Here is a 16,580-nt window from a genome sequence, read left to right on the forward strand (position 1 = left end):
CAAGTGAGACCCGAACACCCCACCCCCACCCCACCCCGGATGCCGGAGAGGCCCCCAGCCTCTCCGGCATCCGCATGCGACGGCGCCGCGCGGGCAGCTCCGGTCCGGGTTCGATCCGCCGGTCCGGCTGCCGGCTCAGTCCCGGTGGGCGGTGGCGCGGAGGACATGGGCGGCGATGGCCGCGGCCTGTTCCGGGTGTGCTTCCAGCCATGTGCCGAGGTGCTCCCGTACGGCCTCGGCGACGCAGGCGCGCACTGCTGCGCCGCCCAGCACGCCGTGTGTGGCGCCGGCGAATTCGGGGTCGTCCAGCTTGACCGACACGACCGCTGTCAGGCCCTCGCCGATCCGGTCGTCGTCGACATCGGGGTCCGCCGCCGTCAGCAGCAGCCGCTTTCGCGCGTACGCGTTGACCGCGGCCGTCACGCCGTCGCGGAAGCCCGCCGCATGCGTGCCGCCTTCGGGGGTGGGCTTGCTGTTGGCGAAGCAGTGGAGGTGTTCCTCGCGGGAGTCGTGCCATCGGAGGGCAACCTCCACGGTTCCCGCCATGCGGGGGTCCTCCCGCTCGAAGCCGATGACGTCCGGGTGAACGGGTGCTTCCGCCCCCGTGCCGAGGAAGGAGACGAAGTCGCGAGCCCCGCCCGGGGACCGGAACCGCACCGACCGGGGCTCGCCCGGAGGGCGTTCATCGGTCAGGGAGAGGTCCAGACCCCGGCTCAGGAAGGCCAGTTCCCTGAACCGGTCCGCCAGAGCGGTGAACGAGAACTCCGTCGTCTCGAAGACGTCGGCGTCGGGCAGGAAGGTGAGGGTGGTGCCGGTTCCGGTCGTCGGTCCCGCGGGCGTGGGCGGTGCAAGGGCGACGCCCTGCCCGTACTCCTGGAGCCAGCGGACCCCCTCACGTCGCACCTCGGCCGTCAGCCTGCTCGACAGGGCATTGGCGACGCACAGCCCGAGGCCGGCGAGGTCGAACGACACGGTGTGGCGGCTGCCCGGGCCCCGTCCGGCGACGGATGGCCGGGTGAGCAGGGCTTCGAGCGCGGGACCACCGGTGTGGCCGGCGGCCCGGACGGGGATGCCGGGCCCGTCGTCGGCCACGCGCACCCCGCCGTCGGGCAGGAGTGTGACCTCGACGGTCCTGACCCGGCCGGCCAAGGCCTCGTTCACCGCCCGGCCTGCGACCTCGAAGACCAGCTGGTGCAGCCCCCGTTCGCCGGTGGAGCCGATGTACATCCCGGGCCGCTTCCGAACGGCTTCCCGTGGTTCCAGTAGTGCCTGGATGCGGGTGGCGTCGTAACGGTCGGCGTCCTGGCTCATTCCCCAAGTCCCTTCTCGGTGAGCTGAGTTGCGCTCCTCACCCTAGGTGGATTCCAGGAAAGTGCCAGGTCGGGGCCGGTTGGCGGAGGACGTGAACGGATGGGTGACCGCCTGCCGGGACGTGCCCGGCCGTGGGGGGCGCGAACCGTGTCCGGAGCGGGTCCGGGCCCCGCCGAGGCCGCGTACGCCCCCGTTTTCGGTCGGCCCGGGGTCCCCGATTTCGGCACGTTGCGCGCCCGCTGCCACGGGGTGCTCAGCACGGCTTGTTCACCGCGGTCCGGGCGACCTTCCTCCATCGCGGTCCCGCTGCGCGGGGGCGGCTCAGCAGTGGTTGACGGCCACGGGGCGGTTCTCGTAGGGGCCGTATCCCGCGAAGGTGGCGGTCGCGCCGGCGGCGACCTGCCGGCAGGTCGAGATGCTGCCGTCGCGGTAGAGCACCTGGAGGTCGTAGGTGCTGCCGCAGCCGTTGTGGACGGGGGTGTAGCGCCAGGTCTCGGACCAGGTGATGCAGGTCGGCGCGATCCCGGAGGCCGGTGTTCCGGGGGTGAGCCGGAAGGTGTCCCGGGTGGTGACGGGGGCGCCGGACCGGGGCTGCATGAAGCGGTTCGCGCCCTCCTCCCAGTCGATCGTCCCGTCGGCCTTCTTCACCACGTACTTGTACTCGACGGGGGTGCCGGAAGGCAGGGAGGCCTCGGCGTCCCACACGGGGTAGCCGTGCGCGTCGAGCGGCACCGCGTGAGCCGGATCCCATGAGCCCAGCGCCGGAACGCTGCCGACGGCGAAGACCCGGTCGCCCCACTGGGTGGTGGCCGTGACCTGGAAGCGGACCGGTGAGCTCGACGGGGTGTCCGCGGCGGCGGACGGTGCGGCAGCCCAGGAGAGGAGTGCGGTGGCCAGTGCTGCCGCGGTGCTGCCGGCGCGCCTGTTCTTCGTTCCGTGCACGGGAGTTGGTCCCTTCGTGGGAGGGCGGGAAGAGCTCGCAGCCTACCGATCTCTGCAAGTTCTTGCAGCAACTTACAGAAAGGCTTGATGTGTTGCTGTCGGACCGTTCGGCCTCGGGTTCGGGCTCTGTGGCCTGTTAGGTTGACGGCTCTTTGTTTCTGCTGGGGTTTCGGGTGGGGGAGTACGGGCGATGCGGCACAGGCTGGTGCGGGCGGTCACGGGGGCTGTCGGGGCGGGGATTCTCGTGTGGGGTGTGACGGCCTGCGGGACGTCGACGTCGGAGAAGACCGACGGCGGAGGGGACGCGCAGCCTGCGAAGGCAGCCGCCACCGGCACGCCGAGCCCCGCCGCGAGCGCGGGCGCGGCCCCCGGATCCGCCGCCAAGGCCGCCGGATCCATCGGCGGCGACGGGACCCCGTGCCGGCTGCCGGTCTCCTTCGACCTCGCGCAGGACTGGAAGCCGAAGGCCGTCACGCACGCCGAAGACGACCAGTTCGCCGCGCTGTTCAAGCAGGGCGGACTGACCCTGGCCTGCGAGATCGACGCCAAGCCCGCAGGAAACATGGGCTTCCTGCGCGTCTGGGTCGCCGACAAGCCGGCCGGGCCCGGCGACGCCCGCAAGGTGCTGGAGTCGTTCATGGGCGGCGAGAAGGCCAAGGGTGCTCCCGTCTACAGCGAGGTGCGGGCGGGCGAGGGCGGCACCGCGCTGCCGGCGGTCGAGGCCGTGTACGAGACGGCCCCGCTCGATGAGGCCAAGAAGGAGGGCGCCTTCGCCGTCGTCACCCCGGGCGGCGCGGCCGTCGTCGTCCACCTGGGCGGGCTGGACAGCGCCGAACACGAGGCGATGCAGCCCGCCTACCGGCTGGCCCGGCAGTCCCTCAAGCCGGGCAGCTAGCCGACTGGTCGGGTCGTCGCTTCCGGCCCCTGCTCCCCGACCGCATGGGAGTATGCGTGCATGGTGAATGAATGGGGGCGGGCGCCGGTGCCCTGCTGGGGGTCGGGGCCGGTACCCGTGCCGATGCCGACGTCGAAGGGGGAGGGGCGTGACTGACGCCGCCCGAGGTGACGCCCGGACCGCAGCCCTGCTGCACGCGCAGGGCGTTCACATCGCGTACGACGACGAGACCGTGCTGGACGGCGTCGGCCTGATGCTGGAGCCCGGTGAATGCCTGGCCCTCGCCGGCGCCAACGGGTCCGGGAAGTCGACGCTGTTGCGCGTCTGCGTCGGGCGGCAGCAGCCCGACCGGGGCGAGGTCCGCTTCGCCGGCGCCGCCCCGCGCGAGGCGGACGCCGCCTTCCGGCGGGACGCCGGGCTGCTCCTCGACGGCGCCGCGTGCTTCCCCGACCTCACCGTCGCGGAGCACATACGGATGGTGGCCACCGCCCACGGCCTGGGCTCCGGGGCGGCCGCCGCCGTCGACCGCGTCCTCGCCGAACTCGGCCTGGACCACCGACGCGACGCCTTCCCCGACGCCCTGTCAGCGGGGCAGAACCAGTCGCTCCTGCTCGCATCGGTGCTGGTCCGCCCGGCCCGCCTGCTTGTGCTGGACGAGCCCGAGCAGCGCCTCGACACCGCCGCCCGGCGCAGGCTTGCCGCCGCGCTGCGGACGGCGAAGGCCGCCGGCACGGCGGTCCTGCTGGCCTCGCACGACCGAGCCACCGTCGAGGCGGTCGCCGACCGGGTGCTGCTCCTGGACCGGGGCCGCACGGCCGCGCTGGGAACCCCCGCCGAGGTGACCGGCCGGGCGGAGGTCTCGCCGTGGCGGTGACCACAGGACGTACTGCCGGTGCCGGTGCCGGTACGGGTTCCGGTGCCCATGACGGGCCTGACAAGCCTGACGGGCCTGACGGGCCCGAGGAGCGGGAGGCCACCGCCGCGGTTGCCGGGGCCGTGGCCGTCGCCGTGCGGGCCCGGCGCGAACGCGGGGCCGGCCGCCCCCGGTTCGACGACGTGTGGACCTGGGTGTGCGCGGCCGTCTCCGCCTTCGTGGTGCTCGCGGGCCTGGTCCAGGCGGCGCCGGGCATCGGCCACGGCCTCGGATGGTCCGGCGGGCCGGCCGCCCGTGCCGCGGTCGTCGGCAGCACGCTGCTGCTGTTCGCCGGTCAACTCGCCCTGTGCGTACGGCTGGGACCGGTCCTGCTGAGCCCCGCCGAGATCACCTGGCTCCTGCCGCTGCCCGGCAGCCGGGGCCGGCTCCTGCGCCCCCGCCTGCTGCGGGCCCTCGCCCTCGCCTGCGGGACCGCGCTCGCCACCGGCGCCCTCGCCGCCGCGCTCGCCCTCGCCGTGCAGGGGGAGCGGCGGCCCGAAGCCGTTCCCGTGGCCCTCCTCGCCCACCTGGGGCTGGCCTGCCTCGCGGTGGGCCTGGGAACCCTCGTCGAGGCCCGACCGGCCCTGGCGCGCCGGGCCCGGCTGCTCGGCAGCTGTCTGGCGGCGGCCGGAGCGACCGTACTCGCCGCCGGAGCCACGGCGCCTGCCGTGACCGAGCTCGCGGCCTGGTCCGGCCCCTGGGGCTGGGCCGGTGCGGCCACCGCCACGGCCGCCGCACACGGCTCCCCGACGGCCTGGGCAGCGGCCCTGGCCTGCCTCGCCGCCTGCACGGCCGGTGTCCTGTGCGCTGCCCTCCGGGCCGTCGCGGGCATCCCCACGGACGCGCTCCTCGCCCGCGCCCGCACCGGCCGGCAGGTCACGCAGGGCGCGACACTGCTTGACCTCCGCGCGCTGACCCTCGTCCTGCAGTCGACGCCGCGGACGGGCGGGCGCCGCCGACGGGCCGCCCGGCTCCCCATGCCCCGCGCCCGCTGGGCGGTCCTGCTGTGGCGGGACGCCGTCGTCCTGCTGCGGCATCCCTGGCGGCCGGTCCTGGCCTGCGCGGCGCTGGCCGCCGGGTACGCCCAGTTCCGCGCGGTGGCCGGATGGCTGTCGGGCCCGGCCGACGGCCCGGTCGGCCCCCTGAAGGCGGCGGCCGCCGGGCTGCTCCTCGTACTGCCCCTGTACCTGGCGGCGGTCGCGCTGGCCGAACCGGCCTACCAGGACACCGACCGGCCGCGCCGCGCCCTGCTGCTGCCGCAGCCGCCCGCCGTCCTGGCCGTGGCCCATCTGGCGGTACCGGCCGCGGTGCTGTGGGCCGCCGCCGGTACCACGTGGCTGCTGTCCTTGCTGCCCGGACTGCCCGCCGGGCCCCTCACTGCGTACGCCACGGCGCTGCTGGTCGCGGGGCCCGCGCTGGTCGCCACCACCCTCGTGGGCGCCTACCGGGGCGCGCCGCGGTACGACCTGCTGGCCCTGTCGCTCGACTGGTTCGCGGCCGTGCCGTTCGTCCTGTGGCGGCTGGCTCCCGCGCTGGCCGCGGGATGCGTGGCCGCGCCCTTCCTGTGGCACATGGCGTACGACGCCTCCGGCGGCCCGGACGCCGCGGACACGCTGTGGCTGGCGGTACGCTCCGCCGCCGTCCTCGCCTGGGCCGTCCGCCGCGTCGGCCGCCAGGCCCGGGAACTCCACGGCTGAGCCCGCAGCTCCGGGCCCCGCGGGACCCGCCCGCCCCGCCACGGCGGCGCCGACGCCGACACAGCACACAGGACACGGCACAGCGCACGGCACACAGCACAGCGCGAGGCACGCCGAAGGGAGTTGCCCGGGCCGCCGCCGCGGGTACGGTATAGGTCCTCCTCGGGCGCACCCGCCGCCCGCGAAGGGAGTGGTTGCCGTGGAGCGAACGACCTGCTGCGTGGTGGGAGGCGGCCCCGCCGGCATGGTGCTGGCGCTGTTGCTGGCCCGGGCCGGGGTCGAGGTGACGGTGCTGGAGAAACACGGCGACTTCCTGCGGGACTTCCGCGGTGACACCGTCCACCCGTCGTCCCTGTCGCTGCTGGACGACATCGGCCTGGCCGAACGGTTCGCCCGGCTCCCGCAGCGCCGCGTCACCTCGGTGCAGCTGCCCATCGGGCCGGACGGGTCCCTCGTCACCGTCGGGAACCTCGGGGCGCTGCACGGGAAGTACAACTACATCGCGATGGTGCCCCAGTGGGACCTGCTCGACCTCCTCGCCGACGAGGCCCGCCGGGAGCCGTCCTTCCGCCTGCGCATGGACACCGGGGCGACGTCCTTCATCGTCGAACGCGGACGGGTGAACGGCGTGCACTACCGCACCGCGGACGGCCGCACCGGCGAGCTCCGCGCCACCCTGACCGTCGCCTGCGACGGCCGCGGATCCCTCGCGAGGACGCTGCCCGAACTCGGCCTGGAACGCTTCCCCTGCCCCATGGACGCCTGGTGGTTCCGGCTGCCGCGGCGCGACGACGACCCCAGCGGGCTCGTCGGAGGCGCGGGGGACAGGTTCTTCACCGCGCTGATCGACCGCGGCGACTACTGGCAGTGCGCCGGCCTCATTCCGAAGGGGGCCGACGCCGCGCTCCGCGCCGAGGGCCTGGAGGCGTTCGCGGCCCGGTTCGCGGCCGCCGTCCCCTGGCTCGCGGACCGCGCCGACAGCCTCACGTCCTGGGACGACGTGAAGCTGCTCGACGTACGGCTCGACCGCCTGCGCCGCTGGCACCGCCCGGGCCTGCTGTGCATCGGGGACGCCGCACACGCGATGTCACCGGTCTTCGGCATCGGCATCAACCTCGCCGTCCAGGATGCGGTGGCCGCGGCCCGCTACCTGGTGGGCCCGCTGCGCGAGGGCACCGTGGGGCTCCGGGACGTGCGCCGGGTCCAGCACCGCCGCTGGCCCACCACCGTCGCGACCCAGGGCCTGCAGCGCCTCGCCCACGCCCAGGTCATCGAGCCGCTGCTGGCGGGCCGCCCCGCGTTCGGGGACCCGGAGCGCGTGAAGCGGCTGACCGGGCTCGTCACCGAATCGCGCTGGCTGAACCGGGTCCCGGCCTACTTCGTCGCCTACGGGGCCCTGCGCGAGCGGCCCCCGCGGGAATCGCTCCGCTGACCGGCCCGCGTCCGGTGCCGCCGCCGCGGGGCAGCGGGTCAGGAGGTGCGCTTCAGGGTCCACGTGTTGGCGTTGAAGCTGGGCACCGCCGAGTAGCGGCAGCCGCTGGAGTAGTGGCTGCTGACGATGGTCCAGCCGGCCGGCGGCCAGGTGGAGGCGCACGCGTTGACCTGGGTGCCGACCGGGTACCCGTTCAGGTCCATGATCTGCTTCATGTTGGGGGTGAAGCCGGAGCCGCAGCCGGCGCTGTTCCACCACTGGACGTCCACCCAGCCGCTCGGCGTCAGGGCGTTGGCACACATGTTCTGGGTGGTGCCGGGTGCCGCGCCGGCAGGGGTCGCGGCGACCGCGAGGGCGGTGAACGCCATGGTGGCGAGGGCGGCGAAGCGGGTGCGGATCACAGTGTTTCCTCTCGGGCGCGCTGGAACCCGCCGACCGTCGGCGGGCCGTGCCCAGGTGCCGCCCCCTTGCTATCCGACCCGGACCTGCCGCAGACAGCCACATTTTGGGCACAACAGTGCGACCGTTTACGGCCGCGGTCGTGCCGGACGGGATCGCCGGGCCCGGACCGGCATAGTGGTGCGGTGACCAGCGAACGCGACGACGCAAGCGGCGAACCCACCCCCGACGGCACCTCCCCGCAACCGGACGCGTCCGGTGACGAAGAAGCACAGGTCATCGTCGTCGGGGCCGGACCCGCCGGATCCGCCGCCGCGGCACACCTGGCACGCGCGGGCGTGGACGTGCTGCTGCTGGAGAAGAGCGGCTTCCCCCGCGAGAAGGTGTGCGGCGACGGACTGACCCCGCGCGGGGTACGCCAGTTGGTGCGGATGGGCATCGACGTCAACGCACCGGGCTGGATGCGCAACAAGGGCATGCGCTGGGTGTGCGAGGGCCGCGAGGTGGAGTTGGACTGGCCGCGGCTGGGCAGCCACCCGGACTTCGGGCTCACCCGCAGCCGCTACGACTTCGACGACCTGCTCGCCGCCCACGCCCGCACCGCCGGAGCCCGGCTGCGCACGCAGGTGAAGGTGACGGCCCCGCTGTGCGACCGGGCGGGACACATCACGGGCGTGTCCGCCTCGCACGGCCCGGGCGGGGAACCCGTACGGTACCGGGCTCCGCTCGTCGTCGCGGCCGACGGCGCCTCCGCGCGCACCGCGCTGGCCCTGGGACTGGAGCGGGACACCGCCCTGCCCGTGGCGAGGGCCGCCCGCCGCTACTACCGCAGCGAGGCCCGCACCCACGACCCGTACCTGGAGCTGTGGGCCGACCTGCGCTGCCCGGGCACCGGACTGGACCTGCCGGGATACGGCTGGGTGTTCCCGCTCGGCGACGGCCGCATCAACATCGGCCTCGGCGCCCTGCCGCGCCGCGGCCGCCGGCCCGTGGACCTGAGGGCGGCCATGGAGCACTGGCTGCCGCGCCTGCCCGCCCACTGGGGCGTGCACGAGGAGAGCGCCGACTCGCCGATGCGCAGCGCACCCCTGCCGATGGGCCTGAACCGGCGCCCCCAGTACCGGCGGGGCCTGCTGCTGGTCGGCGACAGCGCCGGAATGGTCAGCCCCTGGAGCGGCGAGGGCATCGCCCAGGCCCTGGAAGCGGGCGAAGTGGCCGCGGAGACCATCGCCCTGGCCCTGGCCCGGCCGGCCGGGGCGCGACGCGAACACGCACTGCACCAGTACCCGGCGGAGATCCGCCGCCGCTGGGGCCGCTACTACCGGCTGGGCACCCTCGCCGGCGACCTCGTCCTCGCCCGCCACGGCTACCGGCCGCTGCTCCACCCCCGCGTCATGGCCTCGCCGCCGCTCCTGCGCGCCCTGGCCCGCCTGCTCACCCACGTCGCCGACGAACCCGCCCAGGACGGCATCGACGCCGTCGTCCACGCACTCCTGCGCGCCGTCCCCGCACCGCGGCGCTGACACGCCCCGGGCCGGGCCCCGACGGCGGCTTCACCCTCCCCAGGGGGTGATCCCCCAGCGCATCGTGTGGTGGCCCCCCGGTTCCAGGGCCACCACCGAGGTCCCGCTCGCGAACGCGTTGGGCGGGCACGACATCGGCTCGACGGCGACCGCACGGCGCCGCTGCGCCTGCGGCAGCGTGTCGCCCGTGTACACCTGCAGGTACTCGGTTCCTTCGCCGAGCCACAGGTCCGTGCCGTACTCCCCGGAGGGGTGGGCGAGGCGGACCACCGCCCGCCCCCGCGCATCCCGCAGGAGCGACCCGAACGGCGTGTCCAGCACCGCCCCGCCGACGGCCCGCGCCGTGCGGAAGTCGTAGGGCGTGCCCGACACCGGCTCCTCCGCCACCGGAAGCCCCGACGTGTCGGTGCGCAGCCAGGTCCGCGCCGGGACGGTCAGCAGCGCCTCGTCCACCGCCGCCGTGCCGACCGTCAGGTACGGGTGCTGGCCGACGCCGTACGGGGCCACGCCCTCGCCCCGGTTCCACGCGGTCACGGCCACCTCCAGGCCGGCGTCGCCCAGGGCGTACTCCGCGCGGACCCGGAGGTGGAACGGGTAGCCCGGCTGCGGCCAGAGCGCGGTCCGGAGCACGGCCCGGCGCCCGTCCGACTCGGTGACCTGCCACGAGGTCCAGCGCAGCAGCCCGTGGATGGCGTTCCCGTGCTCCGGCTCGGTCAGGGGCAGTTGCAGGTCCTCCCCGCGCCACCGGTAGCGGCCGCCGCCGATGCGGTTCGGCCACGGCGCGAGGATCTGGCCGCGTCCGGCGGTGATCCGCTCCTCGTCACCGAATCCGCGGAGCAGCGGGCGGCCTCCCACGGTGTAGGACCGCAGCGCCGCCCCGAGCTCCACCACCTCCGCTACGTGGTCGTGGTGGCGCAGGGTCGTCAGGTGTCCGAACGGGCTCTCGTGCACGCGTCGAGACTGGGAGCAGAGGGGCGGGGGAGCAAGCGGGACACGTGCCTTCGGCCGGAATCGGCCGCGCACGTAGCCCGATGGGCGGACCACCGCGCGCCGCGCCGGGCACCTTCGTCACGTTCGGTTCCCAGCCGTCGGCGCGCAGTGCAGGGGGGAGGGGAGGAAGCGGGCGGGAAGCGGCGAAGACCGGGAGGGCCCGGCCTCGGGCGGCCCGGCGGGCCGGGGCTGCGCGCCCGGCTTAGGCTGGTCGGGGGAGCTGATCCGGGTGACGGCGCAGGCCGGAAGGGACGCCCCGATGGACGAGTACCCGCTGATCGAGAACCACGGCCTGATAGGCGACCTGCAGACCGCGGCCCTGGTGACGTCCGACGGATCGGTCGACTGGTTCTGCTGTCCGCGCTTCGACTCGCCCAGCGTCTTCGGAGCCCTCCTGGACAAGAGCAAGGGAGGGCACTGCACGGTCCGGCCGGCCCACGAGACGTACGCGACCAAGCAGTTGTACCTTCCCGACACCGCGGTCCTGGTGACCCGGTTCATGACCGAGGCCGGCGCCGGCGAGGTGGTCGACTTCATGCCGCTGACCGGCACCACGGCCACGGACCGCCACCGCCTGGTCCGCATGGTCCGCTGCGTACGCGGCAGCATGACCTTCGAGCTCGACATCGCGCCGCGCTTCGACTACGGCCGCAAACCGCACGAGCTGCACGTCACGGAGAACGGAGCATTGTTCGCCTCGGACGGCCTGGCCCTGACCGTGCACACGGTCCGCGAGCCGGACGACGAGCGGCTGGTGCACTCCCTCACCGGCGACTACGACCTGCACCTCACGCTGAACCTGCAGGCGGGCCAGCAGCGCGGACTGGTCCTGGAGTCCGCCGCCGACGGGCCGCCCCGGCAGATCCGCCTCGCCGAGTACGAGCAGCTCTTCCACGACACCATCCGCTACTGGCGGTCCTGGCTGGCCAGGTCCCGCTACACGGGCCGCTGGCGGGAGGCCGTCGAACGGTCCGCCGTGACCCTGAAGCTCATGACGTACGCCCCCACCGGCGCCGTCGTCGCAGCCCCCACCGCCGGACTGCCCGAGCAACTGGGCGGCGAGCGCAACTGGGACTACCGGTTCACGTGGATCCGCGACGCCTCCTTCTCCGTGTACGCCCTGCTCGGCATGGGGTTCACGGAAGAGGCCAAGGCGTTCATCGGATGGCTCGACGACCGCATCAAGGAACGGGCCGGCGGCGAAGGGGACTCCGGGCCGCTGAACATCATGTACACGGTCGACGGCTCCTCCGACCTGAAGGAGGAGAGCCTGGAGCACTGGGAGGGCTACGAGCGGTCCGCCCCCGTACGCATCGGGAACGGCGCCGCCACCCAGATCCAGATGGACATCTACGGCGAGGCGATGGACAGCATCTACTTCGCCCACGGACACGGCATCCACCTCGGGTACCGGGGGTGGACCGGGCTGCTCCGCGTCCTGGACTGGCTGGCCGACCACTGGGACCAGGCGGGCGAGGGCCTGTGGGAGACCCGCGGCGGCCGCCAGGACTTCACGTACGGCCGGGTGATGTCCTGGGTGGCGTTCGACCGCGCGCTGCGGCTCGCGCAGGACACCGGCCGCCCGTCCGCGGCGCAGCGCTGGAGCGGCACGCGGGACGCGATCTACGAGCAGGTCATGGCGCGCGGCTGGAACGAGGCGCGTGGGGCGTTCATCCAGCACTACGGCAGCGACGTCCTCGACTCGTCGCTGCTGCGCATGCCGACGGTCGGCTTCATCACCCCGGGGGACCCGATGTGGGCCTCCACCCTGGACGCGGTCGAGAACGAGCTGGTCACCGACAGCCTGGTGTACCGGTACAACCCGGAGGCGTCGCCCGACGGGCTCCGCGGATCCGAGGGCACCTTCTCGCTGTGCACCTTCATGTACGTCGACGCCCTGGCGCGCGCCGGGCGGGTCGACCAGGCCCGGCTCGTCCTGGAGAAGATGCTGGGGTACGCCAACCACCTCGGCCTGTACTCGGAGGAGATCGACCTGACCGGACGCCAACTGGGCAACTTCCCCCAGGCGTTCACCCACCTGGCCCTCATCGACGCGGCGATCACCCTCGACGCGACCCTGAACCGGGCCTCGTGACAGGGGTGGTCAGCGGCGCCCGCCGCCCCCGACGACACCCGCCGCCCCGGCCGGCACCGGGCCGAGGAGCACGAGCGTGTCGCCTTCCGCCGGGTCGGCGCCGCGGGCCCCGGTGACCGGCTCCAGCAGCCCGTTCCGCCGGACCGTGAACAGCGTCTCGCACCCGGCCGGACGGGGCTCCGAGCCGGGTTGCACCAGGAAGCGGGCACCCCCCGCGTGGTGCTCCGCGAGCACGTTCCGGACCGTGGCCGGGCCGAAGAGGACGGTGCCACCCGTGTACGGGGCCACCACCGCGCCGCTGTCGGGCGGCGGGCCGACCCGGTAGACCGGCCCGTCGACGCTGTCCTGGACGACGACCGAGGCGAGGGCGTTGAAGTCGTCGTCATCCGTGCACAGGAGCACGGCCGTGACCCCCTCCAGGCGCGCCCGCGGGTCGGTGGCCGTGGCCAGGAGCTCGCCCGGGGCCAGCTCGATGCCCGCCTGCCCGATGCGGCGCCGCTCCTCGGCGAGCCCGGCCCACATCAGCACGTCCAGGCCGGCCGTGCGCAGCGCCAGCGCCAGGTCGACCACCCAGGGCGCCCCGCCGACCAGCAGGGGCCGGGTCCGCGCCGGCCGGACGACGCCCAGCCTGGCGGCCACGGGCCGGGCCGTGAGCGCGTAGACCAGGACGGTTCCGACGATCACCAGGAAGGTGATGGGCAGGATCTCGTCCGCGCCGGACAGCCCGTCGTCGACGAGGGCGGCGGAGAACGTCGTGGCGGTGGAGGCGGCGACGATGCCGCGGGGCGCCATCCAGCCGATGAACGCCCGCTCCCCGAAGCCGAGGTGCGTGCGGGCCGTCGCCAGGAACGCCACCAGCGGCCGCACGACGAGGACGAGCCCGGCGACGAGGGCCAGCGAGGGCAGGAGCACCGGTGCCACGGCCTTCGGCGCGACCGTGGACGAGATGGAGATGAACAGCAGGCCGATGATCAGCTGGACGACGGTTTCGAAGAAGGGACGGCGGGCCGGCATGTCGAATCCGGGTAGATTCGTGACCGCCATGCCCATGACGATCGCGGCGATGAGCCCGGTGTCGTCGAGGACCATGTCGCAGCCCGCGGACACCGCGACGACCGCCGCCAGTTGGGCGAGCGTCCCCAGCGTTCCGCCCAGCCGCAGCCACTGCAGGGTCAGCCACAGCAGGGCGACGCCGATCGCGCCGCCCGCCAGCCCTACGGCGAAGCTGCCGAAGAAGATGCCGAAGTGGAATCCCTGGTCGGCCTGGAGGCGGACGATGACGTGGAAGGCGACGGCCCCCAGAATGGCGCCGATCGGGTCGATCAGGGAGCCTTCCCAGACCAGGATCCTCCGCACCCCGTCGGTCGGCCGGACGTGGTCGAGCAACGGGCCGACGACGGTCGGCCCGGATACGACGAGGATCACGCCGATCATCACCGCCACCGTGAGCGGAACGTCGAACAGGGCCGCGACCAGCCCCAGACAGGCCGCCCAGGTGATCACGACCCCGGGCACGATCAGCCGGATCACCACGGTCCGCGGCTCGCCCCGGAGCTGGTGCAGGCGCAGGCCCAGCCCGGCGTCGTAGAGGATGACGGCGACGGCCAGGGACACCAGCACCGTGAAGTCGGGCGCCAGCCGGTCGGGATGGATGACGTCGGTCAGCGCCCCCGCGGTGAAACCGGCCGGCAGCAGCACGATCAGCGACGGGACGTGCAGCCGGCTCGCCAGGATCTGGGAGCCCACGGCCAGCACGACGGTCAGGGCGGTACCGAGCAGGATCTGCTGTTCGCTCACGGCACTCCTGTTCCTCCTGCGTGCACGCGGCCGGGGCTCCGGCGGCTCAGCCCCGGTCCTCCGGGCCGCCGCCCCGCCGCAGGTCGGCGTCGGTGAGGGGCTCCAGCGTGCCGTGCGTGTCGAGCCGGTACAGCAGCACCACCGCGGGGAAGACCAGCACCACGGCCACGAGGGTCACGATGACCAGCCAGTGCAGGGTGGCGGGAGCCCCCGCCGCCTCGGCCACCGTGAGCGAGCGCGGGATCAGGTACGGGCGCTGCGCCATGCCCCAGGCAAGGACCGCCGAGGCGACGATGCCCACGGCCGAGACCCGCGACCACGCGCCGGAGGTGCGCAGCAGCAGCCAGGCGGTCACCAGCGTCGCCACCCCCGCCACGATCACGAAGAACAGCCCGGCGCCGTGGGTGAGGCCGTGCCACACGTGCGGGGCGTCGCCGTGCGTGACGAACAGGGTGACCACTGCCAGCACGGCCAGGGCGGCGAGCGCGGCGACGGCCCGCCACCGGAAGTAGGCGTGCAGGTCCGGGGCTTCGAAGCGCACCGCGTCCGCGGCCAGGAACACGGCCCCCAGCAGTGCCGTGGCGACGACCGCGAGGATGCCGAAGAACACGGAGGTGGGGTTGGACCAGGTGTGCGCCGACGGCTCGGTGCCCGGCGCCACCCGGCCGGAGGCGATCCCGCCGACGGCGGCCCCCAGGAAGAACGGCGTGAGCAGCGAGGAGACCGCGAACACGGCCCCGTAGACGCGCCGTCCGGCGATCCTGCGGGTGGGCTTGCGCAGGGCGAAGCCGGCGCCGCGCAGCACGATGCCGACGGCCGCGAGCGCGAGCGGCAGCCACATCGCGAGGAACACCGTCTGGAAGAACACGGGGAACCCGGTCCACATGATGACGAAGACAAAGATGAGCCAGACGTTGTTGACCTCCCAGACGGGTGCCATGGCGTGGTCGATCAGCCACCGGGGGCGCTTGCCGCGCTCCGCGCCGCCCGCGGTCAGGTCCCAGAATCCGGCGCCGTAGTCCGTGCCGCCCGCGCAGGCGTACGCGGCGACCGCGAGGAGCAGGACGACCGCCACCACATCGGCGGTCACCGGCTGCCTTCCCCGGTCTGTCCCGGGCCGTCGGCGGCCGCGACCGCGGAGCGGGGGCCGTACGGGGTGTCGGTCTCCGGTGTCTCCATCGTTCCTTCCGCACTGCGCCGCTCGTCGTCCAGCCGCCATCGGGTGCGCATCTTCAGGAGGACGGCCAGGAAGGAGCCGAAGATGAACACGTACACCAGGACCACCAGCCCGAACATGGTCCACAAGGTGCCGGAACGGGTCGCGGTCACCGCTTCGGCGACCTTCATGTTCTGGTAGACGATCCACGGCTGCCGGCCCACCTCGGTGGTGATCCAGCCGCATTCGACGGCGATGACGCTGGCCACTCCGGCGCATGCGGCGCTGCGGTAGAACCACGGCGAGGCGGGCAGCCGGCGGCGGCGCCACCAGACGATCCCGTACCAGAGGGCGAGCAGCATGAGCAGGGTGCCGATGCCCACCATGGTGTCGAAGGCGAAGTGGGTGATGGTGGCCTGAGTGGCGTTCGGCCGCTGGTCGGCCGGCACGGACGTCAGTCCGGTCACCTTGGTGTCGGGGCTGAAGCCGGCCAGGATGGAGTCGAGCTGCGGGATCTTGATGCCGCCGGAGATGCGCCCGTTGGGGTGGAGGCGGCCGAAGAGGTATTCCGGCACGTGCGTGTCGGTGTTCCAGACGATCTCCATCGCGGCGAACTTCACCGGCTGCTGGCGGAACACGGCACGGGCGATGGCGTCGCCCAGCATGAACTGGATCGGGGTGAAGACGGCCGCGACCGTGAACGGTACGGTGAAGCCGAGGCGGTGGTAGCGGTCGCGGCGTCCGCGCAGCCAGCCCACGGCGTAGACACCGGCGACGACGTATCCGGCGGTGATCAGCATCGCCACGACGAAGTGCCAGTACTCCGGCCCGAACATCGGCGTGAAGATCGCCTTGCGGACGTCCACGTCGACGGGATTGCCCTCGGAGTCCAGGGTGAATCCCCGCGGGGTGTTCATCCAGGAGTTGGCCGCCAGGATGCCGAACGCCCCGAGCAGCGCGGCGGCCGGCAGCGGCAGCCCGAGCAGGAAGTGGGTACGGGCGGGCAGCCTGCGCCAGCCGTACAGGTAGACGGCGATGAGGACGGCCTCCAGGAAGAAGGCCCAGGCCTCGACGCCGAAGCCGAGCCCGAAGACATCGCCCCACCTGCCCATCAGCCCCGGCCACAGCAGGCCGAACTCGAAGGACAGGACGGTGCCGGTGACGACGCCGATCGCGAACTGCACCGCCATCACGGCCGACCAGCGCCGCGCCAGCAGCAGGGCGGTCGCATCGCCGCGGCGCAGCCCGTAGCCGTGCATGATCAGGGTGATGAGCGGCAGCGCCACGCCCAGGGGCACCAGGATGATGTGCGAGGCGAGGGTGAAGGCCATGAGCGATCTGGCCGGCAGCATCTGCGGCGGTGCCTCCGCCAGCAGGTGGACCGTGGTGTGCATGGGTGACCCTCCCGGGGCCGAGGCGGGCGGGCGGGG

Annotated in this window: 13 protein-coding genes; 6 read left to right on the top strand and 7 right to left on the bottom strand. The window is 73.8% G+C overall.

From position 1 onward, the window contains the following. Nucleotides 1–135: 135 nt before the first annotated feature. Complete coding sequence (locus ACIQUT_RS38645; RefSeq protein WP_403570218.1) at nt 136–1,311, bottom strand: ATP-binding protein; 1,176 nt, start codon at nt 1,309–1,311, stop codon at nt 136–138. A gap of 321 nt (nt 1,312–1,632) precedes the next feature. Next, nucleotides 1,633–2,253, bottom strand: a complete 621-nt coding sequence (locus ACIQUT_RS38650) for a carbohydrate-binding module family 20 domain-containing protein (RefSeq protein ID WP_403570220.1) — start codon at nt 2,251–2,253, stop codon at nt 1,633–1,635. A 190-nt stretch (nt 2,254–2,443) separates the two neighbouring features. Between ACIQUT_RS38650 and ACIQUT_RS38655 the strand changes: the two genes are divergently transcribed. The 4 genes from ACIQUT_RS38655 to ACIQUT_RS38670 all read left to right on the top strand — a co-directional run bounded on the left by ACIQUT_RS38655 (nt 2,444) and on the right by ACIQUT_RS38670 (nt 7,190). Further along, the gene (locus ACIQUT_RS38655; RefSeq protein ID WP_403570221.1) at nt 2,444–3,148 is read left to right on the top strand and encodes a lipoprotein; all 705 of its coding nucleotides are present in this window, start codon (nt 2,444–2,446) and stop codon (nt 3,146–3,148) included. Between the two features lie 148 nt (nt 3,149–3,296). Beyond that, nucleotides 3,297–4,022 carry an ATP-binding cassette domain-containing protein gene (locus ACIQUT_RS38660; protein WP_403570223.1) on the top strand — a complete coding sequence of 242 codons (726 nt, stop codon included), beginning with the start codon at nt 3,297–3,299 and terminating at the stop codon, nt 4,020–4,022. Between the two features lie 122 nt (nt 4,023–4,144). Beyond that, nucleotides 4,145–5,758 (top strand): DUF6297 family protein, encoded by a 1,614-nt coding sequence (locus ACIQUT_RS38665; RefSeq protein ID WP_403570224.1) that lies wholly within the window; start codon nt 4,145–4,147, stop codon nt 5,756–5,758. A gap of 199 nt (nt 5,759–5,957) precedes the next feature. Further along, nucleotides 5,958–7,190 (top strand): FAD-dependent oxidoreductase, encoded by a 1,233-nt coding sequence (locus ACIQUT_RS38670; protein ID WP_403570226.1) that lies wholly within the window; start codon nt 5,958–5,960, stop codon nt 7,188–7,190. A gap of 38 nt (nt 7,191–7,228) precedes the next feature. On the opposite strand, the gene ACIQUT_RS38675 is transcribed toward ACIQUT_RS38670, so the two are convergent. Next, nucleotides 7,229–7,591: a hypothetical protein gene (locus tag ACIQUT_RS38675; RefSeq protein WP_403570228.1), complete on the bottom strand. Its 363-nt coding sequence runs from the start codon at nt 7,589–7,591 to the stop codon at nt 7,229–7,231. Between the two features lie 183 nt (nt 7,592–7,774). Between ACIQUT_RS38675 and ACIQUT_RS38680 the strand changes: the two genes are divergently transcribed. Further along, entirely contained in the window at nt 7,775–9,112 is a 1,338-nt protein-coding gene (locus ACIQUT_RS38680) for a geranylgeranyl reductase family protein (protein ID WP_403570229.1), read from the top strand. A 30-nt stretch (nt 9,113–9,142) separates the two neighbouring features. On the opposite strand, the gene ACIQUT_RS38685 is transcribed toward ACIQUT_RS38680, so the two are convergent. Then, entirely contained in the window at nt 9,143–10,063 is a 921-nt protein-coding gene (locus ACIQUT_RS38685) for an aldose 1-epimerase family protein (protein WP_403570231.1), read from the bottom strand. A 298-nt stretch (nt 10,064–10,361) separates the two neighbouring features. On the opposite strand from ACIQUT_RS38685, the gene ACIQUT_RS38690 reads away from it, so the two are divergent. Beyond that, nucleotides 10,362–12,197, top strand: coding sequence for a glycoside hydrolase family 15 protein (locus ACIQUT_RS38690; RefSeq protein WP_403570232.1), 1,836 nt, complete (start codon nt 10,362–10,364; stop codon nt 12,195–12,197). Between the two features lie 9 nt (nt 12,198–12,206). On the opposite strand, the gene ACIQUT_RS38695 is transcribed toward ACIQUT_RS38690, so the two are convergent. Genes ACIQUT_RS38695 through ACIQUT_RS38705 form a run of 3 tightly spaced genes read right to left on the bottom strand, consistent with a single transcriptional unit; the run spans nt 12,207 to nt 16,544 of the window. Next, nucleotides 12,207–13,994, bottom strand: a complete 1,788-nt coding sequence (locus ACIQUT_RS38695; RefSeq protein ID WP_403570233.1) for a cation:proton antiporter — start codon at nt 13,992–13,994, stop codon at nt 12,207–12,209. Between the two features lie 46 nt (nt 13,995–14,040). After that, nucleotides 14,041–15,084, bottom strand: coding sequence for a cytochrome d ubiquinol oxidase subunit II (locus tag ACIQUT_RS38700; protein ID WP_403570235.1), 1,044 nt, complete (start codon nt 15,082–15,084; stop codon nt 14,041–14,043). Further along, entirely contained in the window at nt 15,081–16,544 is a 1,464-nt protein-coding gene (locus ACIQUT_RS38705) for a cytochrome ubiquinol oxidase subunit I (protein ID WP_403570237.1), read from the bottom strand. Before ACIQUT_RS38705 ends, ACIQUT_RS38700 begins: the two co-directional genes overlap by 4 nt. Nucleotides 16,545–16,580 lie beyond the last annotated feature (36 nt).

The organism is Streptomyces sp. NPDC090445, from assembly GCF_044769385.1.
Taxonomy (GTDB): Bacteria; Actinomycetota; Actinomycetes; order Streptomycetales; family Streptomycetaceae; genus Streptomyces.

What these genes read in the sequence shown, in the direction of transcription:
- ACIQUT_RS38645 (WP_403570218.1), bottom strand. Translation starts at nt 1,311, where the DNA reads ATGAGCCAGGACGCCGACCGTTACGACGCCACCCGCATCCAGGCACTA.
- ACIQUT_RS38655 (WP_403570221.1), top strand. Translation starts at nt 2,444, where the DNA reads ATGCGGCACAGGCTGGTGCGGGCGGTCACGGGGGCTGTCGGGGCGGGG.
- ACIQUT_RS38690 (WP_403570232.1), top strand. Translation starts at nt 10,362, where the DNA reads ATGGACGAGTACCCGCTGATCGAGAACCACGGCCTGATAGGCGACCTG.
- ACIQUT_RS38705 (WP_403570237.1), bottom strand. Translation starts at nt 16,544, where the DNA reads ATGCACACCACGGTCCACCTGCTGGCGGAGGCACCGCCGCAGATGCTG.